At 47.4% G+C, this 12,390-nt stretch carries 12 protein-coding genes; 5 read left to right on the top strand and 7 right to left on the bottom strand.

Features of this window, described 5'->3' with window-relative positions; translation table 11 throughout:
* Positions 1–54 precede the first annotated feature (54 nt).
* Together AC5ELV_RS15170 and AC5ELV_RS15165 are read right to left on the bottom strand one after the other, a co-directional pair.
* On the bottom strand, positions 55–297 hold the full coding sequence (locus AC5ELV_RS15170) for a helix-turn-helix domain-containing protein (protein WP_493430842.1): 243 nt from the start codon (positions 295–297) through the stop codon (positions 55–57).
* A complete protein-coding gene (locus AC5ELV_RS15165) occupies positions 240–596 on the bottom strand; it encodes a hypothetical protein (protein WP_069290276.1) in 357 nt (118 codons plus the stop codon). Before AC5ELV_RS15165 ends, AC5ELV_RS15170 begins: the two co-directional genes overlap by 58 nt.
* 192 nt (positions 597–788) lie before the next feature.
* Here AC5ELV_RS15165 and AC5ELV_RS15160 point away from each other — a divergent pair, with 192 nt between their 5' ends.
* Entirely contained in the window at positions 789–986 is a 198-nt protein-coding gene (locus AC5ELV_RS15160; protein WP_445744872.1) for a hypothetical protein, read from the top strand.
* 74 nt (positions 987–1,060) lie between these two features.
* On the opposite strand, the gene AC5ELV_RS15155 is transcribed toward AC5ELV_RS15160, so the two are convergent.
* From AC5ELV_RS15155 to AC5ELV_RS15140, 4 genes are read right to left on the bottom strand one after another with little or no spacing between them, the layout of a single operon-like run.
* Positions 1,061–1,993 carry a DUF4340 domain-containing protein gene (locus tag AC5ELV_RS15155; protein ID WP_493430841.1) on the bottom strand — a complete coding sequence of 311 codons (933 nt, stop codon included), beginning with the start codon at positions 1,991–1,993 and terminating at the stop codon, positions 1,061–1,063.
* The gene (locus tag AC5ELV_RS15150; protein ID WP_493430840.1) at positions 1,990–3,381 is read right to left on the bottom strand and encodes a GldG family protein; all 1,392 of its coding nucleotides are present in this window, start codon (positions 3,379–3,381) and stop codon (positions 1,990–1,992) included. The genes AC5ELV_RS15155 and AC5ELV_RS15150 overlap by 4 nt, the downstream gene beginning before the upstream one ends.
* Positions 3,382–3,386: 5 nt before the next feature.
* Complete coding sequence (locus AC5ELV_RS15145; protein WP_493430839.1) at positions 3,387–4,109, bottom strand: ABC transporter permease; 723 nt, start codon at positions 4,107–4,109, stop codon at positions 3,387–3,389.
* Positions 4,106–5,221: an ABC transporter ATP-binding protein gene (locus tag AC5ELV_RS15140; RefSeq protein WP_493430838.1), complete on the bottom strand. Its 1,116-nt coding sequence runs from the start codon at positions 5,219–5,221 to the stop codon at positions 4,106–4,108. The genes AC5ELV_RS15145 and AC5ELV_RS15140 overlap by 4 nt, the downstream gene beginning before the upstream one ends.
* Positions 5,222–5,697: 476 nt before the next feature.
* On the opposite strand from AC5ELV_RS15140, the gene AC5ELV_RS15135 reads away from it, so the two are divergent.
* The 4 genes from AC5ELV_RS15135 to AC5ELV_RS15120 all read left to right on the top strand — a co-directional run bounded on the left by AC5ELV_RS15135 (position 5,698) and on the right by AC5ELV_RS15120 (position 10,489).
* Entirely contained in the window at positions 5,698–6,918 is a 1,221-nt protein-coding gene (locus tag AC5ELV_RS15135; RefSeq protein ID WP_493430837.1) for an NTTRR-F1 domain, read from the top strand.
* 181 nt (positions 6,919–7,099) lie between these two features.
* The gene (locus AC5ELV_RS15130) at positions 7,100–8,191 is read left to right on the top strand and encodes a glycosyltransferase family 2 protein (protein WP_493430836.1); all 1,092 of its coding nucleotides are present in this window, start codon (positions 7,100–7,102) and stop codon (positions 8,189–8,191) included.
* Between the two features lie 58 nt (positions 8,192–8,249).
* Positions 8,250–9,344 carry a tetratricopeptide repeat-containing glycosyltransferase gene (locus tag AC5ELV_RS15125; protein WP_493430835.1) on the top strand — a complete coding sequence of 365 codons (1,095 nt, stop codon included), beginning with the start codon at positions 8,250–8,252 and terminating at the stop codon, positions 9,342–9,344.
* Positions 9,345–9,394: 50 nt separating this feature from the next.
* On the top strand, positions 9,395–10,489 hold the full coding sequence (locus AC5ELV_RS15120) for a glycosyltransferase family 4 protein (RefSeq protein WP_493430834.1): 1,095 nt from the start codon (positions 9,395–9,397) through the stop codon (positions 10,487–10,489).
* Between the two features lie 86 nt (positions 10,490–10,575).
* Here the strand turns inward: AC5ELV_RS15120 and AC5ELV_RS15115 are convergent, their stop codons facing one another.
* Positions 10,576–12,390, bottom strand: coding sequence for a beta-glucoside-specific PTS transporter subunit IIABC (locus AC5ELV_RS15115; RefSeq protein ID WP_493430833.1), 1,815 nt, complete (start codon positions 12,388–12,390; stop codon positions 10,576–10,578).

The raw sequence follows: 12,390 nt of genomic DNA, 5'->3' as shown, positions 1-12,390 counted from the left end.
AAACTTATAAGCCCTCCGTTAAATAAGTAAACCTATGGATAAGGATAGCCAAGGCTATATCCATTGTCCACTTTTTACTGTCTTTGACTCTTGTCGCAGTTCTTCTATAAAATCAGTCACAATGCTTTGGACAGCATCTTCACGGGACATACGAATATACCGACTAGTCTTTTGAATGTCTTCATCGAACAAATGAAGTATCCTACACATGGCCTCCTGATCTCCACTTCGTACTAATTTTAGCAATTGGACGAACTCAGCATCCGAAATAACTCTTTGAGCATTTTCTTTTTCCATTTATTCACCGCCTGTTGGGATAGCTTTAACTCTTTTGCAATCTGTGCTTCGGTTTTGTCTAGTATGTAAAGGTCAAAGATGATCATTTTTCCGATCTCAGAAGATAGAGAGTTGATAAGCTGTAGTGTGTACATATTAGAGTTTGAAGATTCTGTAAAAGACGGGGCGCTGACGGCTTCGTTCTTTTCCATTACAAATTCATGATTGGTTTGTACCCGAGCACGATACTGAATTCTCCAGGCAATTCGGTACAGCTTCTTTCGATATTGTTCAACCAATGTTAGCTGAGACTGATCCATTGTAAATCACCCTTTCTCTTTGGATTTGACTTTTTCTAATCCTCATACTATAGGGTAATTTCCAAACCTATTTTACAACCAAAATCAGAACACTTGTTCTTATTTATTATACTATTTTTACAATCAGTTGTATATGGTTCTTTTAATTTACCTTCCTTTATATATGGCTAAAAAGGAGGGAATACATTGCAAATGGATGATGCTCTTTCTCTGGTTACCAACGTAGGCTTTCCGGCTGGACTTTGTTTTATTTTGTTGCGGCACATCCTGCACACGATGGAAGAAAAGCTGGATAAGCTGGATCTCTCACTTCATGAGCTAATTCAGGTTATCCAAGATTTAAACGACACTAACAACTCTTCTTCCAAAAGCAGCAAACCTGATGAGTAACGAACACAAAGAAGCTCCAGACGACGATCATCCGCCGTTGGAGCCTCTTTGTGCACTAATTTAATTTCTAATGATTATTTTCCAGTCTGAGCTTGGTCGTGGCCGTTCTGTTCAGCACGGTTTACGTCAGATACTGACAGACCATAAGCCCAGTTACTTTGTGGCGGTATAACCCATACGGTATCTGGATCATCGTTAAGAGTCCAGCCCTGATAGACCAGCTGGGAATCATCCTTACCCAGCGATATGCTCAGCGTAAAGCGGTGAACAGGCTTGTTCAGCTCAGAGGCTTTGCGCAAGGCCTGACTGCTGGCCAGGTTTTTGATCTGCTGCGAAAGGGAAGTCGCCGTCTCACTGACGACTGACTTTCCGTTCAGCGTCCAAGATGTGGAAGCACTGTCTCCGGTTCCGCTGTTACCGGAGGATTTGAGCATCCATGAAGCATTTTGGCCTTCCCACTCTATTCCGCTCAGCTTGGTATCGTCCCAATCGAACGGCGTTGTATCTATAAAGTCTTCAACACCCAGCAACAACCCTGAAAGTATAGGTACAGAAGCTATCTCTTTTTTGTCTGATAATACATAAACAGCATCTCCGGAAGGCAACGTTTCACCGAAGGCAAAGGTACGAACGTCACCCTGCTTGGTCTTAATCTCAATTTGATCATGGGTAGCGGATATCCCATATTTGGCTACGTCTGTAGGAGAAGATTCCACCACTTCACCCAACTTTACATTTTGAATCGCCGCTAGCCAATTGTCTATTGTATATTGGTTTAGCGGGTAAGTCCGTGGCTTGCTCATACTCCATTGACCATCATGTTGTTTAAGTTCCACCGACTTGCCATCCTTTCCAGTGATTGCGAAAGACGTAATATCCCCTTGCGTAAGCTGAACCAGCTGGCGAGCCGCCGGCGCTTGTTCATGAAAGAAGTTTTGGCTCTTTGCATAGATTATACCCGCCCCCAATACAACTAACAGCAGCACTGTGGGTATCCATTTTCTCATGCTCTTCTTCGCCTCCACCATAATAAGATTCCGATGACCGCGAACAGCAACGGCAATCCGATGACAGATATGGTCAATATCGTTTTCGCTTGTGCAGGAGTCAAATAAGCTACCTTATAATCCTGCTCCTGACGGGGACGAATGGTGAGCCCATCAGAGTGTTCCTGCACATAATTCAGACTGTTCAGCACAAAGTCTCGATTGCCTCCTGTGCTGATCTCAGTGTCGCTTAAGAGGGCAGACGTTCCAAGAATAACGGCTTTGGGCTTGCCGTCTTTCCCTTCTACCGCATAACCGAGATCCAGAGGCCCCTGCGGGTCCTTGCCATCCTTCTGCGTTTCGTTGTTCAGCAGCCCTTGGATATTCGTTTCCCCATAACTGGCTGCAGAAGATTTCATCAAAAGCGTCGTCTTCCAATTCTTCTGCTCTCCTGCCTGCAAAGCAATAGACAGTGAAAGAACCGGGTACAGATTGGAAGCCGCCAACTTATCGGTGATTGCATGACTCCCGAAGGTAGGAACCGTCCATAGAGGTCCCAGTGTATTCGTCTGTTCCTGATCCACCACGATGGCATGAGTGTCCTTCACTCCATAATCAGCTGCTAATGCATCAAGGTTTTTCCAATCGGACCCCATGTTCGGGTGAAAGCCTAGTGCCATAAAAAGCTTGCCGCCATCATTGAGATACGTACGAATACTCTTCAGTTCCGTTGCACTGATATCACGTTCTGGTCCGATAATAGCCAATACAGACGCATCTTTGGGCACACTACCCGCCTGATTGAGCTGAACTTCCTCTGTTTTCACATTATCTTGTGACAGTGAGCTACTTAATTCAGTCATTTGGGACAATGGGATTTCCTCATGTCCAGTTAGAAAGACCACTTTCCCTTGACGGGTAGATGATAATCCCAACAGTCCACTAGTCAGCTTTTCTTCCCCGGTAAATTGGTATGCCCCTTCGCCACTCCCCTGAGCTTGCGTAAATAGACTCCCAATATCTATAACCCGCTTCTTCTCCCCCTGCACCAACACAATAGACGCTGCAGTAACACCATATTGCTTGGCCAGTATCGGTTCCTGATTCAGATCGTATTGCTCAACCTTGAGCTTGTTGTTACGCTTGGCGTATTCATTCAGCATATCCGTAACATCCCGGTTCAACTTCTGATTTTGTGAAGTGGATACGGTAAAAGCAATGAGACGTACTTCTTCCTTTACACCCTGGATCGTCGTCAACGTCTGGTCAGACAGCGTATACTGCTTGCCTGCCGTCAAATCCAGTTGAAAGCCACCCAGCGATCGCAGAAATAACGTCAATAAAATAAAAATTCCTACAGCAGCAATCGATAGTACTACACTATTGGTATGACCCAGCCATTTTTTCATATTCATTACCTCCACCGTTTCCGTTCAACCACTTGGATGCTGAATAGCAAAAAGAGCACCGCCACCGTCACGTAGTACATCACATCGGCTCCATTCAGCAATCCTTTGGTGAAACTGTCAAACCGTGCGGTTAGTGAAAAAGGTTCCAGCCATTGTTGTACCGCCGCAGATGCACCCGTCTGTCCACCAAACGAATCCAGCATCCAGAACACAAGTAAAATAATAAAACTGACGACCGCTGACATCATTTGATGCTGTGAAAGCGTCGAAGCGAATAAGCCGATCGCCATCATGGCTGAGCCAAGCATAAACAGACCGATCACAGATGTTAATACCAGCGTCCAATCCAGCGACCCATAAAAGGACATCACGACCGGATACGCTAGACTGCATAGCACCAATATGAGCAACATGCCCAGCGACGCCAAAAATTTACCCACGATCATTTCCGTCACACTCACAGGTGAGGTAAGCAACAGTTCATCCGTACCTTGCCTGAATTCCTCCGCAACCAGCCTCATCGTGAGCAATGGGACGACGAACACCAGCATGGACAAGGTGTCACCGAGTACCAGCCGATAGTCCAGAATGCTAGGTTGATACATAACAAAATTTGTGTAAAAAAGTAACCCCGTCAGCAGCATGTACACTGCAAGCGCAAAATACGTCGTTGGTGTCCACAGATAGGCTTGCAGCTCTTTTTGACAGACCGCGAACAAACGCCTCATGACCGATTACCTCCTGTATCCTTATCTTCTTCAGCCTTATCGTCGCTGGACGCAGCTTCTCCATGCTCCCCCGTGATAGCCGTAGGTGCTGTAGTCTCCGAGGAATGTAGGTCTTGTACTGCTGGATCGCTGACCTGACCTTCTTCCGTCTCGCGGGTTGTTAACTGCTGGAAGATGCTTTCCAAGCTAAGATTTTCTTTTTTCATCTCCAAAATCGGAAGTTTCGCATCAGACAGCACATAAAATAGTTCTTCGCGAAAATCCTCACCGGAGGCTCCTGTGAGTAACAATCCGGTCATATCTGGCTCCGCGGCGGTCAGCTCCATGTTCGCTGAAGGCAGCGTGGCCGCCGAAGATTCAACCTCTACTTTTCCCCAAGAACGCAGGACATCCAGCACCTGCTCACGCTTGCCTTTGACTTCCACCTTCACCTTGAATCCATCTTCCATCGAACCGCCAAGCGCGTCAGGACGCCCATCCATGACCAGTTTCCCTTCATGGATGATGAGAACACGATTGCACAAAGCATCCACCTCAGGCAAAATATGCGTGCTGAGCAATACCGTATGATTTTCGCCAATCTCCTGAATGAGCTGACGAATCTCCAAAATTTGATTGGGGTCCAAACCCGAGGTCGGTTCATCCAGCACCAGTAAATCCGGGTTATGGATAATCGCACCTGCCAGTCCCAAGCGCTGTTTATACCCTTTGGACAAACTGCGGACTAATTGTTTTTCCCGCCCATTCAGTCCCAGCCTGGACATCATCTCCGAAATACGCAGCTTCTGCTCTCTCGCAGGCACGTCCCGAATACTAGCTACAAACTTTAAATAGGATCTTACGGACATATCCTCATACAAAGGGGGAGTCTCCGGCAGATAACCGATTTTGGAACGAGCTTGCCTGCCCTTATCCTGAATCGGGATACCGTCAATCGTAATCACTCCCTCGTTGGGTTGAAGATACCCTGTAATCATGCGCATCGTCGTCGTTTTACCCGCACCATTCGGCCCCAGAAAACCAACAATTTCACCGCGCTGCATTTCAAAATCCAGCTTATGTACACCCCGGTTGCCCTCATACCACTTGCTCACCTGCTGCACTTTGAGCACATGTTCCACCCTTTCTTTTATCGTAATCTTCTTCCTGCTGCTCCCCTACCCCAAAATGTTGCATGAGTGGCGGAGCGGTCTCACCCTACTTCCTCCCATCTAAAATGTTGCAGGAGTAGCGGGTAGCAGCGAAGCGGAGGATTTGAAGCTGGAGAAGCGCCAGCGTTCGCCTTTGCTGTAGGATTCTTACCTTTATATGTCTTATCTAATCAAAGAAGAATCCTACAGCAACAGCGATCGGAAGCTCAAAGCCTTCGCGAAGCGGTCTCCTCGCACCTCATGCTACACTTTTAAATTCTAATGATAATCCCCCACATATAACTCCAGCTTAACGTCACTTAAATAGAAGCTTAAAATAATGTGTCTGAAATGTGAACACAAAAATACACATCTACCCTCGGAAACTTGTACGGTTCGCTAAGGTATGGATTTACATCTACTATCATTACAACGTGTGAAGGGAGTGTATAAAAGCGATGAGTGTGTTGTTTACCAATCTAGTTAATAACGGCGACTTCGAGATCGGATCAACCCTTTTTTGGAGCTCTGTCAATGTGACTGTCACTAACTTATCTGTAAAAAAGACAAACTTTTATAGTGCGATCCTGGCAGGAGGCGCAGTAGATGCATCTCTTTCCCAGGTCGTTTTTGCTGCACCAGGCGAAAGTTATACGTTAAGTCTTTCAGCTGCAAAAATAGGAAGCCTCTCCAGTCCTCAAGTTAACATTTTTCTGTATTACTATGACGCAACCTTTAGCTTCCTTGGCACGGGGCTAACTACCTATTTGAGCGCAGGAACATTGCCAGACGCTGTGAATGGGACATGGCAAAGTCTATACGAAGTAACAGCTCCTGTACCAGCTAACGCAGCCTATGCCTTTTTGATTATTAGTAAAAATGCCACGGTTAACACCGCTGATGTAGCTATTGATGCCGTTGCCCTTGTTAAGGCAAGTGCAGCTGGAGCTGTGGGTCCAGCCGGACCTGCCGGGCCTACTGGTGCTACAGGCGCTAGTGGCGCTACAGGTGCTACAGGTGCTACAGGGCCTGCGGGTGCCACAGGCGCCACGGGCATTAGCGGGACTGTCGGGCCTACGGGCGCTACGGGAGATACAGGTGCTACCGGACCTGTCGGACCTACTGGTGCCACGGGGGACACTGGCGTTACCGGACCTGTTGGACCTACGGGCGCTACGGGCGACACTGGCGCTACCGGACCTATTGGGCCTACGGGCGATATCGGACCTACGGGGCCGACTGGACCGACCGGACCATTTGGCCTTGGATTTACCGGACCTGTCGGACCTACGGGTGCCACGGGGGACACAGGTGCTACCGGACCTGTCGGACCTACAGGCGCCACGGGTGACACTGGCGTTACCGGACCTATTGGACCTACGGGATCTACGGGCGACACTGGCGCTACCGGACCTGTCGGACCTACGGGAGCCACGGGTGACACTGGTGCTACCGGACCAGCTGGACCTATCGGGCCTATCGGACCGATTGGCGACACTGGCGCTACTGGACCTGTCGGACCTACGGGCGACACGGGACCTACAGGGCCGACTGGACCTACCGGACCGTTTGGATTTACTGGTCCGATTGGACCAACAGGAGACACAGGTCCACAAGGACCGATTGGACCTACCGGACCTACGGGGCCAACTGGACCTACCGGACCTACCGGACTCTAACCTCCTTTTTCATGGTTAAGCGATGTACCATACCTTATCGACAAAGCCGCACAGCACATTAAGGCTTGTCATCCTTGCCCTGCCGCGATTGCGGCAGGGCTTCTATAAATCAGACCTCTTTTAAATCCAACTTTATGTTTGAACTGCATCCTTAGATGTTTCCCAAAGGAGTGATGCTCAATTGATCAGTATCAGCCTGTGCATGATCGTCAAAAATGATCAAAATACTATTGGTCGTTGCCTGGAATCGGTCCATTCTATTGTGGATGAAATCAACATCGTGGACACGGGTTCACAGGATCAGACCATTGACATATGTCGCAACTTTACAGATCGGATTTTTCAATTTGAATGGGTAGATCATTTTGCCCTTGCACGTAACTATTCGTTTGAGCAAGCTACGCAGGAGTACGTTCTCTGGCTTGATGCCGATGATATTTTGAAAGAGCAGGATGCCGCCAAGCTGCTTGAGCTGAAGCAAACCCTTGGTTCCTCAGCCGTACCAATCGTCGATTCTGTATCTATGAATTATCATTATGCCTTTGATGATCATGGCAATGTCACCCTACATTTTCGCCGCAACCGCTTGATCAGAAGATTAGCTGGATTCCGTTGGCACGGAGCCGTGCATGAGTACCTCGCCGTAGACGGGAATATTCAACATGCCGATATCGCCATAACTCACACCAGAACACATACAGTCTCTCCAGGAAGAAATCTGCGAATTTATGAGAAGTTACTCACCCAAGGCCATACCTTCTCTCCTCGTGACCTCTACTATTACGCTAACGAGTTAAGAGATAATAAAAGATATGAGCAGGCCGTGCAGGCTTACCAAAATTTTCTGGATACCGGACAATGCTGGGTAGAGGATGCGATTAGTGCATGTAGCAAAATGGCCGACTGTTTGCAACAACTTGGCAAGCTAGAGCAAAGCATTACGGCGGCTCTCCATAGTTTGACCTTCGATACGCCCAGGGCAAACCTGTGCTGTCGGATGGGTCATTATTTTTTGCATAAAAATGAGATCTCCAAAGCTATTTACTGGTACGACATGGCTACCACTCTGAATCCTCCCGACACGATGGGCCCAGTACAAGACGCGTACCAAACGTGGTTTCCTCATATCCAGCTATGCATTTGCCATTTTCGGATGAAGGATTACACACGTGCGAATTGGCACAACGAGCAAGCTGCCACTTACATTCCCAACGACCCGCATGTCCTGCATAATCGACAATTTTTTAGCTCAATCCTGAATCCTCCCCAATAGAGATGTCTCCCATAAACACCCATCATTCTTCAAGTAAGTCAAAGGAGGAGCAAGCGAAATGCCACAATCGAATCGGTACAAAATAGCGGTCTATGCCATCAGCAAAAATGAAGCCCGATTCGCCAAACGCTGGATGCGCACCATGCGGGAAGCCGATGTTGTCATTGTAGTGGACACCGGCTCTACAGACGATACTGTTTCCCTGCTACGCGAAGCGGGTGCAGAGGTGCATCGTATAGAGGTAACTCCTTGGCGTTTTGACAAAGCTCGCAATGAGTCCCTACGGCTGGTCCCTGATGATATAGATATTTGTGTCTGTACGGATCTGGACGAAGTCTGGGAGGACGGTTGGCGGTCGCGGCTGGAACGCAACTGGAAGGAAGGAACTACCCGGATGCTATATGCCTTTACACATGGACAGCCTGGGCAAGATACCGTTTATACATGGTTCTGGAAAGAAAAAATACACACTCGTCACGGGTACCGCTGGGTACGCCCCGTTCACGAAGTGCTTGAATATATCGGGGAGGGTGAAGAACGCAGCATCCGATCCGACCAGCTCTGCTTGTATCATGATCCCGATCCGCACAAGTCCCGCAGCCAATACCTGCCACTGCTGGAGCAGTCTGTGCGCGAGTTTCCCGAGGATGACCGCAACATGCATTACTTGGGGCGGGAATATATGTATCATGGCCGTTGGGACGAGTGCATTGCTACACTGCAACAACATCTGGCCATGCCGCAGGCACGCTGGGCAGATGAACGCAGCGCTTCGATGCGCTTTATTTCTAGAGCCTATAAAGCAAGTGAACAATGGCAGGAGGCAACACGTTGGTTATACCGGGCTATTGCGGAAGCACCGTATTTACGTGAACCTTACACGGAAATGGCTCAACTGGCCTATCATACTCGGAACTGGTCCGCTGTCTATCATATGGTTGAAGAAGCGTTGCGTATTTCAACACGACCGGATACGTACATGCAAGAGGATTTTTGCTGGGACGCCACACTGTATGATCTTGGTGCCCTCGCTTGCTACGAGTTAGGCCTTTTACACAAAGCTTGTGAATTTGCGAGAAAAGCAACAGAGCATTCCCCGGAAGATCCTCGCCTCAGCCATAATTATGCGCTGATTCGAGCCAGGCTTCCATAGAACCCACACCCCGTCCTGTAGGTTGAATAACTTGGTATAAGAGCTTGTGGTTGGCAAAGGAGGTTATTGAGATCAAAGTTCTATTTACTTTTTATATACCCAGCGGCGGCGTAGAAACCTTGAACCGCCAGCGCTGTAAAGCGCTCATTCAGGACGGGATCGAATGTCATCTTCTCTATTATCAGCAGGGTACAGGGATGCAAAACCTGCACGGCGATATTCCAGTGTTCACAACTTCCTCTGAAGAAGAAATTCGAAAACTGGTGGAGACTCATCGCTACGATGCAATTATCGTCTCTTCGGACTACCCCATGCTCCCCAGATTGCGAATGTTGGGCTATCAGAGGATATTGATCTATGAATCGCAGGGCTTTGGCCCTCACGAAGAAGCGGCTTGGGTTGTTGCAGATGCAGTTCCGTATCTTCAAAATTACGCCGATGCAGTGCTCCTGCCAGATACGACTCATTTAGTGAATCTTTTCTCCACCATGTGTCCATGGCTTAATCGCTATGTGTTTCCAAACGTGCTGGATACCAGCGTATTTAATTATGTACCTAACACTCCTCCAGCTAATCCGGTTATTGCCTGGGTTGGGCGGCTAGAGCCCAACAAGAACTGGAGGCATTTTGTCGACATTTCTTACTGGATGCTGCAGAACCGTACCGATCTTCGAATCTGGATGTTTTATGATGAAACATTGTCACAGCCGGAGGATAAAATACAATTCGAGAACATGCTTGCTCAGCTTGGCATGTCCTCGGTGATCGAGCGTTTTAAAAGCGTGCCTCATGCCAAAATGCCTCTGTATTATTCCATGATTGGCGACTCAGGTGGCTACCTGCTATCGACCTCATTGGTGGAGGGCTTCGGTTATGCGGTTGCTGAGGCGATGGCCTGTCGTTGCCCGGTATTAAGCTCTGATTCAGACGGAGTACGAGCATTCATTGACCACAACGAAACCGGTAAATTTTATCAGCACGGAGACATCTTGCAGGCGATACTGCAAGGACTAGACCTGATGAACAACGTACCTCAACGCGAATCTATCCGCAGGAAAGGGCTGGAGCGAATCGTTAGTCTGTTGGCACCGGATAAATATGTACGCTCCTTCCGGCAGATGATGAACACGCTGGGTGTGAGGTAACTAAAAAACAGCTGACGACAACCCTTTTTACACACGGGCCATCGTCAGCTTTACGACTTTCCTTTTTATTGCTGAATATTTCGAATCTATCTAATCTTTAGTAAGCGGTCTCCTGTATGAATATCCTTGGAATCTTCAACTAAGATATCCGTGTACACGGCTGTATTGGTTACAATGACGGATGTGGTAATATCATATCCGTCATCCTCTATAGCTTTGGGATCGAATTCAACCAGCTTGTCCCCTTTTTGAATCGTATCTCCTTCAGATACAAAGGAAGTGAAGTGTTTTCCTTTCAAGCTGACCGTATTTATTCCAATGTGAATGAGCAGTTCAACTCCGTCCTCAGAAATAAGCCCGATGGCGTGCTTTGTCTTGAAAACGGTAACAACAGTTCCGTTAAACGGAGCATAGGCTACCCCTTCCTTCGGGATAATAGCGGCTCCCTGACCCATCGCACCACTGGAAAAGGCTTCATCTTTCACTGTGGTTAAAGGAATCAATTCACCATGTAGAGGACTGAACACCGTTTTTTCTTCCTCTTTGTTTTCATCTGCAACCTTAATTTCAGACGCAGGTTTTGCATTTTTATAACCGAAAAGATAGGTCAGAATAAAGGCGACTACAAAAGCTACAACCAAAGATATGATAAAGCCGATGAAGCCTGCATCCATGCCTTTTGGATTAATGAATAGAGGTATACCAAAAATGCCGCCTGAAGCAAATCCATATGCCGTTGAGCCGAGTAAGCCTGCTGCAGCTCCTCCTATACCTCCAGCGATCGAGGCTAAAATAAACGGTTTTTTGGCGGGTAGCGTAACCCCGTAAATAGCGGGTTCAGTAACTCCCATCAAACCCGCAATTGTGGCAGAAGTGGCGATGGGTTTTAATTTAGGGTCCCGTGATTTCAAAGCGATGGCAAAAGCTGCACCTGTTTGGGCAAACGTAGTACAGAATAACATACCGTTAATCGGATCAAACCCGTTCGTAACTACATTATTCAAGAGAATTGGAATAAACGCCCAATGTAGACCAAAGATAATAATAGCCTGCCAGAATCCAGCCAGAACGAGACCAGCTACAGCCGGACTTAACTGGTAAATCCACATGGAGCCTTTGGCTAACCCATCGCTGATTAAAGTTGCTATCGGCCCGACAACCAGAAAAACAATCGGTGATATGATGACCAAGGTCAGAAACGGCACAATGAACATTTTAATGGAGGCAGGTGCATACTTACTTATCATTTTTTCGACCTTAGCTGCCAAGAACGCCCCAATAATGATAGGTATAACAGAAGAAGTATAATTAATCAGAACGACAGGTATGGTCAAAAAGGACAGCGCCGTTTTATCCGTAAAGGCGGAAGTAATGGTCGGATACACCAAGGCGGCCCCCAAAACAGCAGACAGGTACGGGTTTCCTCCAAATTTTTTACCTGCTGAAAACCCTAGAATAACTGGAAAGAAATAAAACATAGCGTCTGCTGTCGCATATAAAATTTTATACGTGCCCATCTGATCAGTCATCCAGCCCAGGGATGTGCATAAGGCCAATAGTCCTTTTAGAATCCCCACAGCAGCGAGCACACCTACAACGGGCATAAACACACCTGAAATTACATCGACAAATTGGCTGAATAAGCTCGCTTTTTCATTTTTTTGATCGTCTTCAGCCATTTGATCTCCATGCTTTACTCCCATTGTATCCAAAAGAGCTTCATACACTTTGGGAACTTCATTCCCGATGACCACCTGAAATTGGCCACCACTTTCCACAACGGTAATGACACCGTCAATCTGCTTGATCTTTTCTTTATCTGGCAATTGATTATTCTTCAATTTAAATCTCAATCGAGTGACACAGTGAATGACACTGTTCACATTTTCATTTCCGCCCAC

Source organism: Paenibacillus sp. NMA1017, assembly GCF_058895805.1.
The sequence above is the reverse complement of the archived record's forward strand: the minus strand, read 5'-3'. Positions and strand labels throughout refer to the sequence as shown.